Origin of the sequence: Thioalkalivibrio versutus (genome assembly GCF_001999325.1) — a bacterium.
GTDB classification, from domain to species: Bacteria; Pseudomonadota; Gammaproteobacteria; order Ectothiorhodospirales; family Ectothiorhodospiraceae; genus Thioalkalivibrio; species Thioalkalivibrio versutus.
In genome coordinates this window covers 1-21,128 of sequence record NZ_MVAR01000037.1, presented here as the reverse complement: position 1 = coordinate 21,128, position 21,128 = coordinate 1, and the positions used below count along the sequence as shown (strand labels likewise).

Sequence of the window (21,128 nt, the reverse complement as noted above, 5' to 3'; positions counted from 1 at the left end):
CACACCCGGTCAGTCGTCTCAGAACATGCCGCCGGAGAAGGCGAACAGCAAGGCCAGAAGCATTGCCGTGCGATCTACGTCGTTGATGCGCACGCGGCCGTCCGCCATCGCCAGCGTGCCGTGCCAGTAGCCGGCCTCGGCATCGCGACGGACCCAGCCATCCGCAGCAAGGGCATGCAACTGCGCGTCCAGGTCGATATCGGGATACGCGGCGTCGAATTCGGCCACCCATTCCAGCCCGAGTCGCAGATCGCTGTCCAGCCGCAGGGTCTCCAGCGGGCGGGTCGTCAGACTTTGCTGCGTGCCATGCAGGCCGAGCTCGGCGTCCAGCGCGACCTGCCGGGGCGGCTCGTCGTTCAGCGACGCCCGCAACTGGATCGCCGGCTGGTGTTCAATCATGCCGCCCAGGGCATCGATCATCGCCGAACCGATCAGGGCATTGCGCTGCTCGCCCTCAATGCCGCGCGCGTCGACCGCTTCCAGCTCGGCCAGAAACTGCAGCATGCTGGGACGGTCCCAGCGCAGGATCGCCGCCTGCAGGTCCAGGGCCGTGAGCGTCAGGGCATCCCCCGCGCCATCATCCACCCGGGCGTGATCGACCTGCAGCCGCAGGCGCGAGTCCATGCGGTCGTTGTTCGTATGCTGGAAGGCGTCGAGGCGGGGGCGCTCCAGGTGAAGGCGGGTCGCCTCGCCCTCACGCAGTTCGATCACGGCCGCCGCCAGGCCGCCTTCGTAGTCCGGCAGCCGCCCGAAGACCCCGTCGGCATCGGCCTCGAAAACCGTGGCATAACGTGCCTCGCGCGCCTCCCACGAGAAGCTGGCATCGGACAATCTCGTTTCCGGCAGGTCCAGGCTCACCAGGATCTGCTCGGACGACCAGGCGAAGCGCCCCTGACCCGCCGCAAGATCCAGCCACAACGGGCCGCCCACCGTAGCGGCGTGTTCGGACACCTCGGGCACGCTCATCAGATCCATGCGCAGGTCATCGAACGCAATGCGGGTGGTCACGCCACCGCCGATCCCCGAGCGCGAATGCACCTGTAGATCCAGCGAGCGCAACAGATGGGCGAGCAGCGAGTCGTCCGGGGCGGCCAGGGTATCCAGATCCACGAAGGAATCGCCGCGCGCCCCCAGCAGGCCATGGCGCACAGCGTGTACCAGGGGGATCTCGAAGCGCCCGTCGGCATCCTCCAGGATCAGCCGACTGCGACCGCTGGCGGCCAGGTAGCCGCGCTCGTATTCGAGCATCTCGTGACGCAGATACACCTCGCCAAGCTGCGCCTCGTGTGTCTCGGCGACGGTACCCTCGACCTGTGTGCCGACCACCACCGGCCAGATGGCCGCCACTGCCAGCACCACCACCGCAAGAACCACCCACTTACGCATTGCGCCTCCCTGCGGCCGTGCCGCGCCGTGATCCCCGCCGTCGGCCGGGGCTATTCATCCAGAAATCCCACGTCGCCCAGGCCATGCCGCATCACCTCGGGCGCGTCGCCGGTCAGATCCACCACACTGGTGGCCTCCAGGGTCCCGGCGCCGCCGTCAACCACCAGATCCACCACCTTGCCCAGGCGCTCCTCGATCTCCCAGGGCTCGCTCAACGGGACTTCATCCCCGGGGAGTTGCAGGGTCGCGGACATCAGCGGCGACCCCAGCTCTTCCAGCAGCGCCGAGACAATCGGGCTCGCCGGCACGCGCATACCGATCGTACGGCGCTTCGGGTGCTGCAGCCGCCGCGGGACCTCGCGGGTGGCGGGCAGAATGAACGTGTAGGCCCCCGGGGTCAGGGCCTTCATCAGGCGAAAGGCGGTGTTGTCCACCTTCGCGTACACGCCCAGTTCCGAGAGATCGCGGCACAACAGCGTCAGGTGATGGGTCTCGTCCACCTGACGGATGCGGCGAATGCGATCCGCCCCGGTCTTGTCGCCCGGCAGGCAGGCCAGCGCATAGCAGGCATCCGTCGGCAGGGCGATGACGGCCCCCTCCTGCAGCTGGTCCAGGACCTGCCGTATCAGCCGGGGCTGGGGATTATCGGGGTGGATCGAGATCATGGGACAAGTCGGTGCGGTGATCGGCCGCGCAGTGTAGCGCATCCATCGGCGCGCCCATAAGAACGAGCCCTTCACGGCATCCGGCCGCCGACATCGTTAGACTGGTGCCCTTACCGAGGAGAATGCCGATGCTGTACATGATCCAGGGCGAGGATGCCCCCGATTCGCTGGATGCGCGCCTGGCCGCGCGCCCGGAACACGTCGCCCGGCTGCAGGCCCTGCGCGACGACGGCCGGCTGATCCTGGCCGGCCCCTGCCCCGCCATCGACAGTAACGACCCGGGCCCGGCCGGCTTCACCGGCAGCCTGATCGTCGCGGAGTTCCCCTCGCTGGAGGCCGCACGCGAATGGGCCGACGCCGACCCCTACGTGGCGGCCGGCGTGTACACCACGGTCGACGTGCGCCCGTTCAAGCAGGTGTTTTGATGAAGCGGCGCATCCTGACCACAGCCCTGAGCGCCCTGGCCCTCGCCGGCCTGCTCGCCGCCTGCGACACGCAGGACCAAGCCACGCCGGAGTTCACCGGTGACGACGTCACCACGGATACCGGGGACGCCGATACCGTCGCCATCGTCAACGGTGAAGCGATCACCCGCGCCGACCTGTTCGCCTACGCCGGCATGGACGAGGATCCCGGCCCGGCCGCGAGCGACGGCACGCTGGAGGAAGTCATCAGCCTTGAGCTACTGCGTCAGGAGGCGGTCGCCCGCGGGCTGGATACCGATGCCGAGACCCGACGCATCCTGCGCATGGTCGAGACCAACCTGCTGGCTTCGCTGCTGATGGAGCGCATCACCGCGGAGCTCGACATCACGCAGGCGGACCTCGAGGCGGAGTACGACCGCCAGATCGAGCAGATCCGCGGTACCGAATATCGCGCTCGGCACATCCTGGTGGAAGAGGCGGAACGCGCCCGCGAACTGCTCGAAGAGCTGGAGGCCGACGCGGACTTTGCCGAACTGGCCGAAGCCCATTCCACCGATCCGGGCTCGGCGGCCCGTGGTGGCGAACTCGGCTGGTTCGCCCCGGAACAGATGGTCCCCGCGTTCAGCGAGGCGGCCATGGCGCTGGAACCGGGCGAGACCACCGCGGAACCGGTCGAGAGCCGCTTCGGCTGGCACATCATCCGCCTGGAGGAAACCCGCGATACCCCGGTCCCGGAACTGGAAGACGTGCGCGCCGAGCTGATCGAGATCCTCGAAAGCCGCGCCATCCAGGAGTATCTGGAGGCGCTGCGCGAAGACGCCGACGTCGAGATCCCGACCCGGCCCGCCAACCAGTAAGGCCGGAACGCTGTGTACCCAACGGGTACGCCGCGTCCGTTTCAGTGCCCGTCGTGCCCGGCCTCGTGGTCCATGCCGCGAGCATCTCCGTCCATCATGTGCCCGCGGGAGTGGCCCTCACCGGCACCCTCGCCCCGCTGCACCCGGGCATGAATCGCCATGGTTTCGCCGTCGGCAAACTCCAGGATCACCGGGATCCAGTCCCCCGCCGTCAGCGGCTCGTGCAGGCCGATGAACATCAGATGCAGTCCGCCCGGCTCCAGCACCAGGGTCTCGCCAGCCGGGAGTTCCAGGCCGTCGACCTGGCGCATGCGCATCACGCCATCCACATGGGCATGCTCGTGTAGCTCCACCACCTTCGCGATGGGCGCCTCCGCCGCAACGATCCGATAATCCTGATCGCCGCTATTGCGGAGCACGAAGTACCCCCCCGTCATGTCGCCCGGCATCAGGCGAATCCACGGCGTCCCCTCCATCTCCAGACCATCGCGACACTCGCAGATCTGCGGCGCCTCGGCCAGGACCGGAGCCGCAACGCCGCCCGCCAGCAAACCCGCCGCCAAAAGCCCGCCAAGAAACTGCTTGGATCCCTTCATCGCCTTTATCCTCATTTAAGCAAAACGTAATATTGGCACAATAGGGACTGACCGCAACCGCGGGGGTTCCCCCACAAACCGCGATGGTATGATGTGACCCGCTGCGGGAACCTCCGGCCCGCGCGCGTCTCCAAGCGACGAGCCATACCCGGCTTGCCAGTACCGCGAACAAATCGAGATACCCATGCCGCGCGCCCTCCGCCGAGCCATCCTCCCTGTCCTGATCCTCGCCGTCGCGGTGGTGGGCTTCATGATTCTGCGCGCGACCGGGCCCTCGGCCCCGCCGCCGGAGGCCAGCGAACGCACCTGGCCGGTGCAGGGTCTGACCGCCGAGCCCGGCACCCACCGCCCGGGCATCATGCTGAACGGACGCAGCCAGTCCGCCCGCGATGCGCTGCTGCGTGCCGCGGTCGAGGGCGAGATCGAAGACGTGCCGGCGCGCGCAGGGCAGCGGGTGGCGTCGGGCGATGCCCTCGTCCGCATCGACCCGCGCGAGGCCCAGCTCCTGCTGGACCAGCGCGAGGCCGAACGCCAGGAACTGGAAGGCGCGGTCGAGAGCGAGGAACTGCGCGCCCGCTTCGACCGCGAGGCCCTGCGCCGCGAACGCGAGCTGCTGGCAATTGCCGAACGCGGCCTGGAACGGGCCCGCGACCTGCGCGGACGCAATCTCGGTTCCGAATCCGACGTCGATGCCGCGCGCGAACGCCTGCAACAGGCCAGCATCACCGTGGACAGCCGCGAGCAGGCCGTGGCCGATGCCCCGATGCGCCGGGCCCAGGCCGAGGCCCGCCTGGCGCGCGCCCGCGCTGCCGAGGCGCAGGCCGCGATCGACCTGGAACGCACCACCATCCGCGCGCCCTTCGATGCCCGCGTCGTCGAGGTCGAGGTCGCCACTGGCGAACGCGCCCGGCCCGGGGACCCGTTGTTGCGGCTGTACGCCGTGGATGACCTGGAGATTCGCGCCAGCCTTCCGGAACACCTGGTCGCCCGGGTCGCGGCCCTGCTGCAGGAGGGCACATCCCTCCCCGCGCACGCGACGGTCGGTGGCCACGAGATCGAGACCGAGCTCGCGCGCCTGGAGGGCGAGACCCGCAGCGGCGACTCCGGGCTGCGCGGGGTGTTCGAGGTTCGCTCGGGCGGCCAGCGCCTACCGCTGAATCGATTCGTCGAGCTGCGCCTGCAGCTGCCCGAGGAGCCCGACAGCCTGGCCGTTCCGTTCGAGTCCCTGTTCGGGCGCGACCGCGTGTTCCGCGTGGTCGACGGCCGCCTGGAGTCGCTGCAGGTGGACCGTCTGGGTGACTTCATCGACGCGGACGGCAACACCCTCGCCCTGATCCGCAGCGACGCGATCGCCGCTGGCGACACCCTGATCGCCACCCGCCTGCCGAATGCCGTGGATGGCCTGCGGGTCGAGGTTGAAGAACAGGATTCCGGCCGATGAGCGAATCGGAGACCGGCAGCGCGCCGGAATCCGGGCAGCCCATGCCTGGTGGCGGCGCGCAGGAACACGACGGGCCTCCACGCGGCCCGATCCAGCTGTTTCTGGAGCATCGCCTCGCCGCCAACCTGCTGATTGCACTGATGCTGCTGGCCGGGGCCTTTGCCCTGACCAAGCTGAATACCCAGTTCTTCCCCAACTTCGAACTCGACTTCGTGACCGTCGAAGTGCCCTGGACGGGGGCCAGCGCGGAGGATGTCGAACGCGCCATCGTCGACCCGCTGGAGCAGGACCTGCGCACCGTCGACGGCCTGCGCAACATGACCTCCACCTCGGCACTGGGCATCGGCGTGGTCACCATGGAGTTCGAGGCCGGGACCGACATGACCCTGGCGCTGGAGCAGGTCAACGACCGTGTGAACCAGCAGCGCAACCTGCCAGAGGCCGCCGAGACCCCGGTGGTCACCCGCATCATCCGCTACGAGCCGGTGGCGCGGTTGCTGCTGACCGGCCCCGAGGACCCGCAGCAACTGCGCATCCTCGCGCGTCAGTTCGAACGCGAACTGCTGGATGCCGGCATCGCGCGCATCGAGTTCACCGGCCTGACCGAGGACGAGATGGCCATCCAGGTGCCATCCGCAACGCTCTACCGCCTGGACATGACGCTCGCGGATATCGGCGAGCAGATCCGCGCCATGGCGCAGGACCTGCCGGCCGGCTCGGTGGGTCGCGACGACACCGCGCGCCAGATCCGCAGCCTGGAGCAGGCGCGCGACATCGTCAGCTTCGAGCGCCTGGTACTGCGCGGCGATGGCGAGCTGGGGCGCCTGACCCTGGGCGATATCGCGACCCTGGACCTGCGCCATCGCGACGGGCAGGTACGCGTCCGCGCCAACGGCCAGCGGGCGATCGAGATGCAATTGCTGCGCTCGGAGACCGGCGACTCCCTCGCCGCCGCGCAGGTGCTGGAGGACTGGCTGGCCGAAACCCGCCCCGCCCTGCCGCCCGGGGTTGATCTACAGGTCACCGATGCCTTCTGGGAGCTCCTGTCCGAGCGCATCACGCTGCTGCTGAAAAACGGTCTGGGCGGCCTGTTGCTCGTCCTGGCAATCCTGTTCCTGTTCCTCAACCGCCACATCGCCCTGCGCGTGGCACTGGGCATCCCGATCGCGTTCACCGCCGCCTTCGTGGTGCTGTGGGTGGTCGGCGGCTCGATCAACATGATCTCGCTGTTCGGCTTCATCATGTCGCTGGGGATCATCGTCGACAACGCCATCGTGGTCTCGGAGCACGCCTACAGCCTGCACCAGCGCGGAATGTCGGCCAGCCGCGCCGCGCGCGACGGCGCCCGGCGCATGGTCGGGCCGGTGATCGCCGCCTCGCTGACCACGGTCGCCGCGTTCCTGCCGCTGATGCTGATCGGGGGGATCATCGGCAACATCCTGTTCGACATCCCGCTGGTGGTGATCTGCGTGATCATCGCCACCTTGCTGATCGCCTTCCTGATCCTGCCTGCCCACCTCAAGGGCGTGATGCACCGGCTCAAGCCGCCGCGCCCGGGCAGCCTGCGCGAGCGCTTCGACAACGGCTTCGAGGGCTTCCGCAACGGCGCCTTCCGCCGCGCGGTCACCGTGTCAGTCAATCATTCCGGCACCACTCTGGCGCTGGCCGTCGGCGCGCTGATCCTGGCCATCGGCCTGGCCGCCAGCGGGCGCATCGGCTTCACCTTCTTCCCGTCTCCCGAGGGCACCATCGTCAATGCCGGCGTCAACTTCGTCGCCGGCACCCCGCCGGAGCGGGTGGAGGCCTTCCTGATCCACGTCGAGCAGGCCCTGGCGGAGACCGAACAGGAGCTCGGCGGCGACCTGGTGCGCGCCTCGGTGACTCGGCTTGGGCGCGGGATCGACCCCGGCGACGGCAACGCCCCACGCGGCGACCAGTTCGGCAACATCCAGGTCGAACTGGCATCGCCGGAACAGCGCGAGGTGCGCAACCGCCAATTCATCCAGGCCTGGGAGGAGCGCGTGCGCCAGGCCCCGGGCATCGAGAATTTCAGCATCGACGAGCGCCAGACCGGCCCGCCCGGGCGCGATCTGGAAGTGCGCCTGACCGGCGATGATCCGCATGTGCTGAAGAACGCGGCCCTGGAGCTGGCGGATATCTTCGACGACTTCGCCGGCACCTTCGCCACCAACGACGACACCCCGTTCGGCCGCGAACAGCTGGTGTTCCAGGTCAAGCCGGAGGGCCGCGCCCTGGGCCTGACCACCGAATCGGTCGGTGCCCAGCTGCGCGACGCCTTCGACGGCCACCTCGCCCAGCTCTACCAGGACGGGCTGGAGGAGGTCGAGGTGCGCGTGCGCCTGCCGGATCACGAACGCCATTCCAGCGAGAGCCTGGAGCGGCTGAACCTGCGCCTGCCGAGCGGCGAATTCGCCCCGCTGGGCAGCGTGGTCGATCTGCGCTCGCGCCAGGGCTTCGAGACCCTGCGCCATGCCGACACCCGCCTGGCCATCCAGGTCTCCACCGAGGTCGACCGCAGCGTGAACAACGCCGCGCGCATCCGCGCCGCGCTGGAGGACGGCCCGCTGGACGACCTCGCGGCACGCTACGGCATCGAGTATTCCTTCGAGGGGCGCGCCGCCGACCAGGCCGAGACCTTCGCCGACATGCGCACGGGCCTGATCCTGGCGCTGGGGCTGATGTACATCACCCTGGCCTGGGTCTTCGCCTCCTGGGGCTGGCCACTGATCGTAATGGCGATCATCCCGTTCGGCATCCTCGGCGCCCTGCTCGGGCACTGGATCCTCAACGTGGAGCTGACCATCCTGTCGCTGTTCGGCCTGTTCGGCCTGACCGGGATCGTGGTCAACAACTCGATCATCCTGGTGAGCTTCTACCAGGGCCTGCGCGAGGCCGGGCTGGCCCTGCAGGAGGCGATCGTCGAGGCCGCCTGCCAGCGCCTGCGCGCGGTGATCCTGACCTCGGTCACCACCATCGCCGGCCTCACCCCGCTGCTGTTCGAACGCTCGGTCCAGGCCCAGTTCCTGATCCCGATGGCGATCTCCATCGTCTTCGGCCTGGCCATCGCCACCGTGCTGGTGCTGTTCGTGATCCCCGCCCTGCTGCGCCTCTACGAGGGCCGCTTCGACCGCGGCGCCACCACCACCCACCACGCCACCGAATAGCCCTCCGCGCCCACCCGTGGCTTTGTACTCCCGCCACGAAGCGCACGAAGAAGGGCCAGGTCTAGGTCAAGGTCAAGGTCAAGGGCGGGTTGCACCACAGAGGGCACGGAAGGCACCGAGAAATCCGATGGCGGGCCAGGGGGCCGAAAAGCTGGGGCGAGAAGAACGGTGAGTGGTCCAGTCAGACCAGTGGCGGGCATTGATGCGCTTCCTTTGGCTCCACGGCATCGGCATCCTGCCCGGTTCGAAACTGTCTTCGCTTTTCTCTGTGTATGCCGTGTCCTCTGTGGTGCAATCGCCCTTCGCGTGCCTTCGTGCGCTTCGTGGTTGATCAAACGAGACCGGCCCGACGGCGTGTACTCAGCCGACGGGCTATACTGGATTCGTATGTTTGAAGGGAGTTACACGTGACTGCATCCCTCGCTCTCGACCAAATGACCACGACCGAAAAGCTCCGCGCCATGGAGGAGCTGTGGGAAGACTTGGCGCGTAATCCGGCGGATGTCCCGGTCCCCAATTGGCATCGCGACGTGCTGGAACAGCGCCAGGCGACCGCTGCCAGCAGTGAGGCCCGATTTCGCCCCTGGGACGACGCCAAGCGACGCCTGCGCAACGGGTAACGGCCTGCCTTGCGCTTGATCGAACTCCTCGACGCGGCGGAAGAGGAGCTGGCCCGAGGGGCTGCGTTCTACGCCTCCCGGTCACCGGGGCTGGGCGAGTACTTCCTCGATGCCCTATTTCCGACATCGACTCCCTGCTCCTGTACGCCGGCGTGCACGAGCAGCATCATGGTTTCCATCGTCTGCTTTCCCGCCGCTTCCCCTTCGCGATCTACTATCGGGTCGATGACGAAATCATCCGCGTCTACGCCATCCTCGATTGCCGCCAGGCCCCGGGTCATCTCGCCACACGCCTGAGCGATCCAGACGAGTAGCTCGAATTTCCACCACGGAGCGCACGAAGATACGAAGAAGGGCCTTCGTGTGCTTCGTGGCGAATCAAACCGCCGCGGCCTGGCGGCGGTCGGCGAGGCGGATGGGAATGGATGCCAGCAGCCCGGCGAGGAACAGGAACAGGCAGAACAGGATGGCGTTCTCGAGACCCAGCCAGACCTGGAGCAGCCCGATGCCGAGCAGGCCGAAGATCGCCGCGGCCTTGGACGCCAGCCCCCAGAAGCCGAACCAGCGCCCGGCCTCGCGCGCCGGTACCATCAGCGCCACCAGGGCACGCCCGGCGGACTGCGCCGAACCGAGGCAAAGCCCGGCCAGGATGCCGACGCCGAGGAACACCATCTGCGCCTCCACCGGCCGTCCCAGCAGCACGCTCAGCCACTGGGCGATGGTCGGCGTGGCAAAGATCGCCAGCACCGCCAATGCCCAAAGCACCAGCGTGATGCGATAGATGCGCACCGGCCCCGCGCGGTCCTGCAGGAACCCGAAGCCCACGGCACCGATCACCGCGGTGATCTGGGTCACCACGAACATCATCACGCGCGTCGGTTCGTCCCACTGGATCACCTGCGCACCGTAGATGAAGGTGAAGGCGATGATGATGTAGATCCCGGCCATCACGAAAAAGATGGACACGAACAGGGCGCGCAGGTCGCGGCGCTCGCCCAGCGTGACCAGCGAGGCCTTGACCCGCTTCCAGCCGAGTCCCAGCTGGACGTTGCGCGCCATGCGCCGACGGGTACCGCGCTCCTTCAGGAACAGGAAGGTCGGCAGCGCCGAGACCAGGAAGAACGCGGCCGCGAACGGCCCGACCCAGCGAATGCGCTCGAAGTTCTCCGCGCTCACCTCGCCCAGAAGCCCCAGGGCAAAGGCCGTCGCCACCAGCCCGCCGATATACCCGAGCCCCCAGCCCAGCCCCGAGATCCAGCCGAGCTTCTCCGGTGGCCCCAGGTCGGGCAGGAAGCTGGCGATGAAGGACTCGCCGATGGCATAGCCGAAGTTCGAGGCGATGATCAGCGCCATGCCGAAGAACACCAGCCCCGGTTCGACGAAGTACAACAACGCGGTGGTGATGATCGTCAGCACCCACGAGGCGGCGAGGAAACGCTTGCGCGAGGCGGTGGCATCCATGATCGCCCCGGCAAACGGTGCGGCCACGATCACCATCGCGTAGCTGACCGCCAGGGCCACGCTCCACAACAGGTTACCGAGACGATAATCCGGGGCATCGCCGACAATCACCCGCGTAAACAGGTCGCCGAAGATCACCGTGATGATCAGCAGGGTGTAGGCCTGATTGGCGAAGTCGAACATCGCCCAGCCGAAGATCTCGCGCCGGGGGGCGGGCGCGTTCTCGGGGTGGCGCCGAATCAGCGGCATGCAGGAATCTCGGGGGTCATGACGGGCCACATGCTAACCCACCTCCTCAGCGCTCGCGGATCACGACGGCATCGCCGTCCGTTTCGACCGCGTAGTGCTCGAGGAAACTGCGGCCCAGACGCGAGCGCGGCAGTGCATCGTCGGGCAACACGATCGCACTGACCCCCGAACGGCGTAGCGCGCCCACCTGCAACTGCTCGATCCGGACGCGCTGCCCATGCTGCGTGCCCCGGACGTCGCGGATGCGCACCGAGCGCCCCTGATCGGCGTCAATCCCGGCCTGCTCGGCATCGGTCTCACGCAGCAACACCGAGTCAGCCTGCGCATCGACGACGACGGTAACGGCCGTACCGTTCACCCCGGCGGTCAGCGCGTGGTCGCCGCGCGAGTCTCGATGCACCCGCACCTCGACACCCCCCTCCGCCGGCCCGACCGGCCGCGCCGGGGCCGCCCGTTGCTGCACCCGCAGCTCATGCTGTCGGCCGCCGTACTCCACCAGGGCCGCGCCCGGGCGCGTGCGCAGGACCCGCACCCCGCCCGGGCCGGACTCGCCGGTGGAGACCACGGCCCGCTCGTCCCCCACGGACAGCACCGCGCGATCCCCGAACACCGCATGCAGGCGCAGTTCCTCCGCGGCCACAGAGGCCGGCCACCACAGCATTAGCCACACCGCCAGACCGAACACGGCCGGCGAACAGTATCGAGCGAGACGAGTCCAAGTCATGCCGCTGTTATAGCGCCTCCGGCTGAACGAAACCGGAACGCCAGGCGACAACCCCCGCGCCTGCTACCATCAGGGCGTGCATATCCTCCTGGAGCCACCGTGTCCCGTTCATCCTCGTCCACCGCGTCCAGCCCACCCCCGACCCGGCATATCGCCCTGCGCCATGCCTTTACCGTGACATTGCTGGTAATCGGGCTGTGGCTGATGCACATGAACCTGCGGGTCCTGCCCGAGGCCGGGGTGATGGCGCTGTGGATCGGTGTCACCCTGCTGATCGCCCATGGCGGCTTCCGGCGCCACCGGGTACGGCGCGCGGCCTTCCTGCGCGGCTACCTGGAGCCGACCAGCCAATGGCCTCGGCGCCTGCGGGGCGGGCCGCTGATGGCCCTGCGGCACCTGATCATCGGCGCGCTGCTGGGCGGACTGCTGCTGATCACCCTCGCGCGCATCCCGACCCAGGAGGTCTGGGCCGCCCTGCTGGTCGCCGGCTTCGTGCTGGTGATCAGCGAGGCCCTGTTCGCCCGCCTGCTGCGCGGCCATGCCCATCCGCAGTTCGCACCGGAACTGGTCCGCCGCGGGGCCCTGCGGCTCACGGGCCTGCTGCTGATCGTCGCCCTGCTGGCGCTGGCCCTGCTGGCCCGGTACCCCGACCTGACCGGCGCCTCGCTGGAACAGGCGGTCTGGTTCCTGGTCCACCAGGAGGCCGCGCGCAGCCATCTGCTGGAGGCCGGGTTGCAACTCGCCGCCGCCCAGGACGCCCTGCGCCTGTGGCTGGGCCAGCAATGGTTCCCGCAGGGTGTGGAATCCCTGCCGGCCCTGCTCGGCTGGCTGCTGGTACTCGCGGAACAGGCCTTCCTGGCCCTCGGCTTCCTGCTCCTGGCCAACGGCCTGCTGCCGCTGCGCCCGACGAACGACACCCTGGGCGACCCGCGCAACGCCCCCGTCATCGAGTAGCGCGGACCCCGCCATGCCGTCGTGCATCCCGCAAGCCCCAACCGGCACCCGGCCATGGCGATGACGGCGGGGTGGCATACGGCCTGGACCTGGCTGGTCCTGACCCTGCTGGCCAGCACCAGCCTTTTGTGGCTGGCCAGCCAGCACGAACCCCGCAGCTGGGAAGAGGCCGCGCCGCTGACCCTGCAACTCGGCGAGCAGCGCTACCAGGTCGATCAAGAACGCCTCACCCGCCTCGAACGCTTCACGCTCGAATGGCTGGAGGCGGGGGACGCCGAGGCCCGGGACCACTGGCAAGGCCGCGTGGATGCCGAACTCGATGCCCGCTTCGCGGAACTGCACGACCGCGTCCCCGAGGTCGCGGACTGGTACTACTCGCTGGGCGCCGAATACATGCGCCTGTGGCTGCGCGGGACCCAGTGGCTGGGCGACGCCGAACCGGATGCCCCCGCGCGGATGCTGCGCGAGCGCCTGCTGCCCGAGGCGCTGTGGGATCACGCCCTGCGGGACCTGGCGACCCGCATCGAATGGGGCGTGGACGAGCAACAACGCCAGGTTCGCGACGTCTGGCGTCTGGAGCTGGCCGAGCGCCTCGCGGACGCGCGCATCCCGAGCCCACCGCCGCGCGCCGGAGGGGTCTCAGCGGCCGAGATCGAACGCGGCCACGCCCTGCACACGGCGCTGGATATCGACCTGGAGCGCTTCGATCAGCGCACCGGCCTGGCGGCCACGGCCGCTGCCGGCACCGGGCTCGCGACTCCGTTGATCGCGCGCGCCGTGCAGGCCCGGCTGGCCGCCCGCGCCACGCAGGCGGGGCTGGCGCGCAGCCTCGGTCGCGCCGGCCGCGCGGGCGCCCTTGGTGCCGGGGTCTGCGCCTGGAGCGGTCCGTTCTCGCTGGGCTGTGGCATCACCGCTGCCGGGGCCACGATCATCGGCGTGGATTGGCTGCTTCTGCGGCTCGACGAGACCCGCCACCGCGAAGACCTGGAGCAGGCCCTGCACGAGGCCCTGGACGCCCTGCACGCCGAGACCCGCCTGGCCTGGCAGCAGGCCATCGCCGCGCGCGTCGAGGCCCGGCACGCGGCCAGTCGCGCCGCGGTCGAGAACACCTTCCAGCCCTGGAGGGCCGGCCTGGAACGCTGATCACCCCCTGCGGGTGGCCAGACCGCCCCGTCATCCCGGCCGGAGCCAAGCGCAGAGCCGGGATCTCCAGCGCCGGGCCAACCGCCGGACCGTGGAGATCCCGGATCGCCGCTCGCGGCGTCCGAGATGACCCACACGCGGATGACGCGGGCTACCCGATGCCGTCCAACCCCGGCAGGGCCGCGGCGTCTCGGCAGCAACGCGGCGCTGCGTTACACTCCGCACACCGTTACCTCGCGCCCGCGCCTACTGATGAATACGACTCCCAAGCGCCACAAGACCGTCCCCGTCCGCGTCGGCAACGTCACCGTCGGCGGCGACCACCCAGTGATGGTGCAATCGATGACCAATACCGACACCGCGGACGCCCTGCGCACCGCCGTGCAGGTGGCGGAACTCGCGCGCGCCGGCTCCGAGGTCGTGCGCATCACGGTGAACTCCGAGGCCGCGGCGAAGGCCGTACCGGAGATCCGCGAACGCCTGGATGCGATGGGACTGGACGTGCCGCTGGTCGGGGACTTCCACTTCAACGGCCACAAGCTGCTGACGCAATACCCAGAGTGCGCGCAGGCGCTGGCCAAGCTGCGCATCAACCCGGGCAACGTCGGGCGCGGCTCGAAGCGCGACAGCCAGTACGCGGCCATGATCGAGACCGCCTGCGAGTACGACAAGCCGGTGCGCATCGGCGTGAACTGGGGCAGCCTCGACCAGGCCCTGCTCGCGCGGATGATGGACGCGAACAACGAGCGCGCCGCCCCCCTGTCACCGGAAGCGGTGATGCAGGAGGCCCTGATCACCTCGGCACTGGAGAGCGCGGCCGAGGCCGAACGTATTGGCCTGCCGCATGACCGCATCATCCTGTCGGCCAAGGTCAGCGGCGTGCAGCCGCTGATCTCGGTCTACCAGGACCTGGCCGCGCGCTGCGACTATCCGCTACACCTGGGTCTGACCGAGGCCGGCATGGGGGCCAAGGGCATCGTCGCCTCCACGGCCGCGCTATCGGTGCTACTGCAACAGGGTATCGGCGACACCATCCGTATCTCGCTGACGCCGGAGCCCGGCGGCGACCGTACTAAGGAAGTCCTGGTCGCGCAGGAGATCCTGCAGAGCATGGGGCTGCGCAGTTTCCTGCCGTCGGTGGTCGCCTGCCCCGGCTGCGGACGCACCTCCAGCGAGTACTTCCAGCATCTGGCGCAGGACATCCAGACCTACATCCGCCACCAAATGCCCACCTGGAAGGAACGCTATCCGGGCGTGGAGGAGATGACCGTCGCGGTGATGGGCTGCGTGGTCAACGGCCCCGGCGAGAGCAAGCACGCCAACATCGGCATCTCCCTGCCCGGCACCGGCGAACAACCGGTCGCCCCGGTCTACGAGGACGGCGAGAAGACCGTTACCCTCAAGGGCGACCGCATCGCCGAGGAATTCCAGGCGCGCGTCGAGGCCTACATCGAACGCCGCTACCGCCAGACCGCCTGACGTTCCCGTTCACCACGAGGCGCAGAAAAAATCAGGGCCTCTGCCGACACATGAACTTGCAGGATGCGGTTCGCTGCGCTCAACGCATCCTGCCCACTGCGTGCCAACGCGGTTCCGCCCGCCATCGCCACGAAGGCTCGACGCCACCGCTCCAGCCCATACCAAGTACTCGATGACGGCCCGATCGAGGGTCGGCTTATTTCTGTTCGAAGCGGTGGATCAGCGCCTTCAGTTCGGCGGCCTCGGCCTGCATCCGCGCGCTGGCGTCGCGGGCATGGGCGGAGACGGAACCGGTCTCGGTGGCCACGTCGCGAATGGACGTCACGTTGCGGTTGATCTCCTCGGAGACCGCGCTTTGTTCCTCGACCGCGGTGGCGATCTGGGTGTTCATCTCGGTGATCTGACCAACGGCCTCGCGGATGCTGGTCAGTGAATCGCCCGCCGCCTGGGCCTTCTCCACCCCGTCAGCGGCCCGCTCCTGACTGGCACGCATCGCGGACATGGCCTCGCGCGCCCCGGACTGCAGGCTCTCGATCATATTGCGAATGGTCACCGTGGATTCATCGGTGCGCTGCGACAGGCTGCGCACCTCGTCGGCCACCACGGCGAACCCGCGGCCGTGTTCCCCGGCGCGGGCGGCCTCGATCGCGGCATTCAGCGCCAGCAGGTTGGTCTGCTCGGCGATCTCGCGAATGACACTCAGAATCTTGTCGATCTCCACGGTGCTCGCTTCCAGCTTGCCGAGCTTCTCGGCCGTGGACTCGACCTCCGCTGCCATGCGGTTGATCACGGAAACCGTGTCGTTCACGACATCCTGCCCGGAACCGGTTTCCTTCTCGGCGTTGTTGGCGGCCTCGGCGGCGCGCGCGGAGTTGCTCGCCATCTCCTGGATGGTCGAAGTCATCTCGTTCATGGCCGTGGCGACCTGGTCGATCTCGTTTTGCTGGCGCTCCACGCCGGCGGCCGTCTGGTCCACGCTGCTGGCCATCGAGTGGGCACCGTCACTCACCGCCTCGGCCTTGTCCTCGATGCGGCCCAGCACGGTGCGCAGTTTGGCCTCGCCGAAGCGCTGTACCAGTTCCAGCGAGGCGCTGTCATCGCGCCGCCCGGTGTAGATCGCCTCCATGACCGGGTTGTCGAACTGGGCCTGGGCGCGGTTGACCGCCTGGCGCACCCCGGAGGTAAACACCAGCGACGCCACGCCGCCGACAGCGAAGATCAGCACCAGCAGGGCCGCCTGCACCACAGGCGAAGACGCCGAGAACACGACGGCGAGTGCCAGCAGGACGCCCACGATCCAGGTGCCCGCCAGGCGACAGGTCAGGCCGTGATACCAGCGCCGTGCGAAGCTCCGACCCCGGTTGATCGCGGCATACACCTTCTCGGCGCGTGCCACATGTTCGCGCTCCGGGGTCGCCCGCACCGACTCGTAGCCGGTCTTGCGCCCGTTCTCGTAGGCGGGGGTGACAAAGGCGTCCACCCAGTAATGATCGCCGTTCTTGCGCCGATTCTTGACGATGCCCATCCAGGCCCCATCGGCCTTCAGGGTCGCCCACATGTTCGCGTAGGCGGCCTCCGGCATGTCCGGGTGGCGCACAATATTGTGTGCAGCCCCCTCCAACTCCGCGCAGTCGAAGCCGCTGACCGCGACGAAGTCGTCGTTCGCATAGCGAATGCGGCCTTTTTCGTCCGTGGCCGAGATCAGATCCCCATGCCGATCGAGCGAATAGGCCGCCTGGGTGACGGGAAGATTCTTGCGCATGCCGTACTTCCTTATTCTTGTATGCCGAACAGGACGTGTCCGACAACCCAAATTCGCGCGGGCCGTTCGCTGCGACCCGCGCCCTCGAGGATGATCCCCGGCGAATATATTCGCTCTTACGAATGTATCGACCCGGATGCCCCAAACTTGAATCGCACCCGGCGGCGGCCTACCGGGGTTCAACGGGCCGCGATGCCGCCGCCAGCACACGCCGAAAGCCCTCGAAGGCGAACGGGGTCAGCTCCAGGTCACGCGAACGCCGGTCGGCGTAGACCAGGCCCAGCACGCGCTCACCATCGCACAGGCGCGCGACGAGACAGTCGACCCCGCCGGTCAGCTTGCGCACCGCCGGAGGCATCTGCTCATGGATGCGCTTGCGGTCCCACCACTGCGGCGTGTCCTTATCCAGGACCTGCGCCAACGGTCCGAGCGCCGCACGGTTGATCACAAAGTGGCTGAACTCCGGCTCGTGCAGCGTGCCGACCAGGTGCTCGGCACGCAGCGTCTCGCCATCCCGGGACAGACGGGCAAAAACCACCCGGTTCAGGCCTACACCGAACTGCATCACCCGCAGCATCCGCCGTACGCGCAGCTCGCGGTTCGGCTCTTTCTCGAGCGCGGCAATCCCCTCTTCCAGCAGGTCGACCCGCGGCATCAGGGCCAGGCGCGGCCGATGTGGCTCGCGCAGCCAGACCCGCCCGGGTATCTGCGGATCCAGCGGTTCACGATGATAGACCGCGACATCCGCGTTGAAACGCTCGATCACCGCTCTGATCCGGTCCGCGGCCTCCTTGTCGGTCAAACCCATCAACCCGGCCAGCAGCGCGAGGTCGCGGTCACCGCGCGCGGTATCCATGCCGCGAAAGACCTGCCAGGCCACGGCACTCGCGACCATCACCTCAAAGGCCCGGTGATGCGCCGCATTGACCGCCCGCAGTGTCCCCTGCACCAGTTCCGGCAGCTCCATTTGTTCCGCCATCGCACGCGAGAGATCGTCCGTTGCGTACCCCAGCGCGGTGTAACTGGCCTCGTCCGGAAGCGCATTCAGCTCGAGGATCTCCATCAGCCGGGCCAGGCGCGGCTCGCCCTCCACCAGCAGGGCGAGCAGGCCGAGCTGATTCAGCAGGGCGGCCAGGGCCAGCTCGCCCGGCTCGGTATCGTGGCGCTCGCCTGCGATTTCGGTCGCAATCATTGCCGCCAGCCGCGATTGCGCCGCCATCTCGCGATAAGCCTGCGGCTGGGTAACGACATCCTCGACGCGCGGCGCCGCAGTCGCCTCCTGATGGACGTTCTGCAACCCCAGCATGGCGATGGCGTCCCCCACCGCGTGCACTTCCTGGCGCAGGCCGCGGCGCGAACGGTTTGCACGCAGGATCAGACGCAGGCTCAGACCGGGGTCGCGTTCGGCGTAACGCGCCAGTTCGCGCAGCGAGCGCTCAACCAGGGCGTCGGGGTCGGCAAACACCGCATCGCTCGCCTCGAGGATCGGCCATTCCACGGCCGTCAGGCGGGCGGCTTCGTCCATGTAGGGCGCGTCCTTGTCCAGGGACATGCTGTACCTCGCGCAGGGGAGTCGTTATGGTTATGCCCGTCACTATAGCAACTGCGGCACTGTGAACTGGCCCGCAGAACCCCTACTCGAGCCCACATCCCGGAACCCCATCAGTGAAGTACATTCTCGGCTTTATCATCGTGCTCGGCGGCGTGTTCGGCGGCTTCATGCTGCACGGTGGCAATATCATGGTCATCTGGCAGCCGTACGAATACATGATCATCGGCGGCGCGGCCCTGGGCGCCTTCCTGATCGCCAACCCGTTGCGGGTTGTGATCACCGTCATGAAGTCCCTCCCCCAACTCCTGAAGGGGGGTGCCAAGTACTCGCGCGACGACTATCTCGACCTGCTCGCGCTGATGTACAAGCTGTTCACCAAGGCCCGCAAGGAAGGCCTGATGGGCATCGAAGGCGACGTCGAGGAGCCCGAGGAGAGTGCCCTGTTCCAGGCGCATCCCCGGGTACTCAAGGACCATCACGCGGTCGAGTTCATCACCGACTACATGCGCCTGATCATCTCCGGCTCGATGAACCCGCACGAGCTGGACGCCCTGATGGACGTGGACCTGGAGACCCACCACGAGGAATCCGAGCGCCCCAGCCATGCGGTCAACCGCGTGGCGGATGCCCTGCCCGGCTTCGGTATCGTGGCCGCTGTTCTGGGGATCGTGAACACCATGGGCGCAATCGGCGGTTCGATCGAGGAAATCGGGATGAGCGTGGCAGCGGCCCTGGTCGGCTCCTTCCTCGGCATCCTCCTGGCCTATGGCTTTGTCGGTCCAACCGCGGCCGCCCTGGAGTCGCGGTCCCAAGAAGAAGCCAAGTTCCTCCAGTGCATCAAGGCCTGCATCCTCGCCAACGTTCAGGGGTACAGCCCGCAGGTGGCAGTGGAATTCGGGCGCAAGACCATGGAAAGCGAGATGCGTCCCGGCTTCGCCGAACTCGAGGAGCACGTGAAGGCGGCCTGAGGCCGTCCGGACCGAATCCATGGGCGTCGAAGACAAGACCCAGCCGATCATCGTCAAGAAGAAGGTGGTCAAGGCGGCCCACCACGGGGGCTCGTGGAAGGTCGCCTTCGCCGACTTCGCCACCGCGATGATGGCCTTCTTCCTGCTCCTGTGGCTGCTCGCGGCGATGGAGGTAGAAGAACGCGCCGGGCTGTCGGAATACTTCAAGAATCCGTCGGCCTTCGACGGCGAGGCGGCCCTGCCCGGGCAGGCCCCGGGCGACGGCACCGGCGTGGACCCGTCGATCATCGACTTCGAGGGCCTGCCCGAGATCCTCGATGACCCCGAGCGCATGGACGCCCCCGTGGGCATCGACGAGCAGACCTTCGACGACCTGGCCGAGGCGCGCGACCGTGAGGCCCTCGAGACACTGCAAAGGGCCCTGGAGGAAGCGGTCGAACAAAGCCAGGCGCTGGAGCCCTTCAAGGACCAGTTGCTCCTGGACATCACGCCCGAGGGCCTGCGCATCCAGATCATCGATCGCGAGAACCGCCCGATGTTCGACAGCGCCAGCGCGCGGCCCCTCGAGCACGCCGACGCGATCCTGCGTGAACTGGCCAGCCTGATCAACAAGGTCCCCAACCGCGTCTCGATCACCGGACACACCGACGCGCGCCCGCTGCTGCGCCCGGACTACACCAACTGGGAACTCTCGGCCGACCGTGCCAACGCGGCCCGCCGCGCGCTGATCGCCGGCGGCACCCAATCCGACCAGATTGCCCAGGTGGTGGGTCTGGCGGCCAGCGTGCCCTTCAACCGCGAAAATCCGGAAGCGGCCATCAATCGCCGCATCTCCATCATCGTCATGTCCCAGCAGGCCGACGATGCCATGCGCCAGAGCCTGGAGAGCGAGGGCGTGCGCCCCGACACCCTGGGGCCGGCAGACAACGGCACCGCCCCACCGCCCGCGCAACTGGACGACCCCAGCTAAAATGGCCCAACATCGCGACATCCCGCTGAACCTGATCACCGGCTTTCTTGGCGTCGGCAAGACCACCGCCATCCGTCACCTGCTCGCACAGCGCCCGGAAGGCGAGCACTGGGCTGTGCTGGTCAACGAGTTCGGCGAGATCGGCGTGGATGGCGGGCTGCTGGCGGATACCGGCGTGGCCCTAGAAGAGGTTCCCGGCGGGTGCCTGTGCTGCGTCTCGGCGCAGATGTTTACCGTCGGCCTGAACCGGCTGATCCGCAGCCAGAAACCCGACCGCATCCTGATCGAACCGACCGGTCTCGGGCACCCGGCGCAGATCATCCGCACCCTGACCGAACCGCCCTACGCCGGCGTCCTCGATCTGCGCGCCACCGTGACCCTGATGGATGCACGCCACCTGGCCTCGCCCCGCCATCGCGAGCACCCGACCTGGCAGGACCAGATCGCCCTGGCCGACGTGCTCCTGGCCAACAAGGCCGATCTCTACAGCGAGGATGACCGCGAGACGCTGCATGCCTACGTCGCCGCGATGCCCTCGCCGCGCCCCCTGGTGGTCGAGACGACTCAGGCCCGCATCGAGCGCGAATGGCTGGACCGGCCCCGGCTGGAGCGCGGCGGTGCCCTGTTCCCCGAGGCCCGCGCCTTCCTCGACGCCGCGACCGAATCCACGGACCATGACCATGACCATGAC

General features: G+C 68.2%; 18 protein-coding genes and 1 pseudogene. 12 read left to right on the top strand and 7 right to left on the bottom strand.

The window, feature by feature from the left end; genetic code table 11:
• Positions 1–18: 18 nt before the first annotated feature.
• Together B0684_RS12225 and B0684_RS12220 are read right to left on the bottom strand one after the other, a co-directional pair.
• A complete protein-coding gene (locus B0684_RS12225; RefSeq protein ID WP_018649824.1) occupies positions 19–1,386 on the bottom strand; it encodes a DUF945 family protein in 1,368 nt (455 codons plus the stop codon).
• 50 nt (positions 1,387–1,436) lie between these two features.
• Positions 1,437–2,051 carry an L-threonylcarbamoyladenylate synthase gene (locus tag B0684_RS12220; protein WP_018649823.1) on the bottom strand — a complete coding sequence of 205 codons (615 nt, stop codon included), beginning with the start codon at positions 2,049–2,051 and terminating at the stop codon, positions 1,437–1,439.
• Between the two features lie 128 nt (positions 2,052–2,179).
• Here B0684_RS12220 and B0684_RS12215 point away from each other — a divergent pair, with 128 nt between their 5' ends.
• Positions 2,180–2,476 (top strand): YciI family protein, encoded by a 297-nt coding sequence (locus tag B0684_RS12215; RefSeq protein WP_018144390.1) that lies wholly within the window; start codon positions 2,180–2,182, stop codon positions 2,474–2,476.
• The gene (locus B0684_RS12210) at positions 2,476–3,333 is read left to right on the top strand and encodes a peptidylprolyl isomerase (protein ID WP_018649822.1); all 858 of its coding nucleotides are present in this window, start codon (positions 2,476–2,478) and stop codon (positions 3,331–3,333) included. The genes B0684_RS12215 and B0684_RS12210 overlap by 1 nt, the downstream gene beginning before the upstream one ends.
• Positions 3,334–3,374: 41 nt before the next feature.
• Here B0684_RS12210 and B0684_RS12205 read toward each other — a convergent pair whose 3' ends face one another.
• A complete protein-coding gene (locus B0684_RS12205; RefSeq protein WP_018649821.1) occupies positions 3,375–3,929 on the bottom strand; it encodes a copper chaperone PCu(A)C in 555 nt (184 codons plus the stop codon).
• Between the two features lie 184 nt (positions 3,930–4,113).
• Between B0684_RS12205 and B0684_RS12200 the strand changes: the two genes are divergently transcribed.
• The 4 genes and pseudogenes from B0684_RS12200 to B0684_RS13960 all read left to right on the top strand — a co-directional run bounded on the left by B0684_RS12200 (position 4,114) and on the right by B0684_RS13960 (position 9,489).
• The gene (locus B0684_RS12200; protein ID WP_018649820.1) at positions 4,114–5,370 is read left to right on the top strand and encodes an efflux RND transporter periplasmic adaptor subunit; all 1,257 of its coding nucleotides are present in this window, start codon (positions 4,114–4,116) and stop codon (positions 5,368–5,370) included.
• Positions 5,367–8,555 (top strand): efflux RND transporter permease subunit, encoded by a 3,189-nt coding sequence (locus tag B0684_RS12195; RefSeq protein WP_018649819.1) that lies wholly within the window; start codon positions 5,367–5,369, stop codon positions 8,553–8,555. Before B0684_RS12200 ends, B0684_RS12195 begins: the two co-directional genes overlap by 4 nt.
• A 434-nt stretch (positions 8,556–8,989) precedes the next feature.
• Positions 8,990–9,175: an addiction module protein gene (locus B0684_RS12190; protein WP_018168555.1), complete on the top strand. Its 186-nt coding sequence runs from the start codon at positions 8,990–8,992 to the stop codon at positions 9,173–9,175.
• A 9-nt stretch (positions 9,176–9,184) separates the two neighbouring features.
• Positions 9,185–9,489 (top strand): annotated as a pseudogene (locus B0684_RS13960) (type II toxin-antitoxin system RelE/ParE family toxin).
• A 64-nt stretch (positions 9,490–9,553) separates the two neighbouring features.
• Here the strand turns inward: B0684_RS13960 and B0684_RS12180 are convergent.
• Positions 9,554–10,885, bottom strand: coding sequence for an MFS transporter (locus B0684_RS12180; RefSeq protein WP_018175995.1), 1,332 nt, complete (start codon positions 10,883–10,885; stop codon positions 9,554–9,556).
• A gap of 46 nt (positions 10,886–10,931) precedes the next feature.
• Positions 10,932–11,546, bottom strand: coding sequence for a retropepsin-like aspartic protease family protein (locus tag B0684_RS12175; RefSeq protein ID WP_018649817.1), 615 nt, complete (start codon positions 11,544–11,546; stop codon positions 10,932–10,934).
• Between the two features lie 162 nt (positions 11,547–11,708).
• Here B0684_RS12175 and B0684_RS12170 point away from each other — a divergent pair, with 162 nt between their 5' ends.
• From B0684_RS12170 to ispG, 3 genes are all read left to right on the top strand, one after another.
• On the top strand, positions 11,709–12,563 hold the full coding sequence (locus tag B0684_RS12170) for a hypothetical protein (RefSeq protein ID WP_018649816.1): 855 nt from the start codon (positions 11,709–11,711) through the stop codon (positions 12,561–12,563).
• Between the two features lie 54 nt (positions 12,564–12,617).
• Positions 12,618–13,706, top strand: coding sequence for a hypothetical protein (locus tag B0684_RS12165; RefSeq protein ID WP_018649815.1), 1,089 nt, complete (start codon positions 12,618–12,620; stop codon positions 13,704–13,706).
• Positions 13,707–13,958: 252 nt separating this feature from the next.
• A complete protein-coding gene (ispG, locus tag B0684_RS12160) occupies positions 13,959–15,185 on the top strand; it encodes a flavodoxin-dependent (E)-4-hydroxy-3-methylbut-2-enyl-diphosphate synthase (RefSeq protein WP_018649814.1) in 1,227 nt (408 codons plus the stop codon).
• A gap of 196 nt (positions 15,186–15,381) precedes the next feature.
• Here the strand turns inward: ispG and B0684_RS12155 are convergent, their stop codons facing one another.
• Together B0684_RS12155 and B0684_RS12150 are read right to left on the bottom strand one after the other, a co-directional pair.
• The gene (locus B0684_RS12155; RefSeq protein WP_018649813.1) at positions 15,382–16,947 is read right to left on the bottom strand and encodes a methyl-accepting chemotaxis protein; all 1,566 of its coding nucleotides are present in this window, start codon (positions 16,945–16,947) and stop codon (positions 15,382–15,384) included.
• Between the two features lie 169 nt (positions 16,948–17,116).
• A complete protein-coding gene (locus tag B0684_RS12150; protein WP_018649812.1) occupies positions 17,117–18,499 on the bottom strand; it encodes an HDOD domain-containing protein in 1,383 nt (460 codons plus the stop codon).
• A gap of 113 nt (positions 18,500–18,612) precedes the next feature.
• On the opposite strand from B0684_RS12150, the gene motA reads away from it, so the two are divergent.
• From motA to B0684_RS12135, 3 genes are all read left to right on the top strand, one after another.
• Complete coding sequence (motA, locus tag B0684_RS12145) at positions 18,613–19,467, top strand: flagellar motor stator protein MotA (RefSeq protein WP_018144402.1); 855 nt, start codon at positions 18,613–18,615, stop codon at positions 19,465–19,467.
• A gap of 19 nt (positions 19,468–19,486) precedes the next feature.
• Positions 19,487–20,437 (top strand): flagellar motor protein MotB, encoded by a 951-nt coding sequence (motB, locus tag B0684_RS12140; protein WP_018168546.1) that lies wholly within the window; start codon positions 19,487–19,489, stop codon positions 20,435–20,437.
• A 1-nt stretch (position 20,438) separates the two neighbouring features.
• The coding region (locus B0684_RS12135) for a CobW family GTP-binding protein (protein WP_077277039.1) at positions 20,439–21,128 on the top strand (690 nt) is incomplete at its 3' end.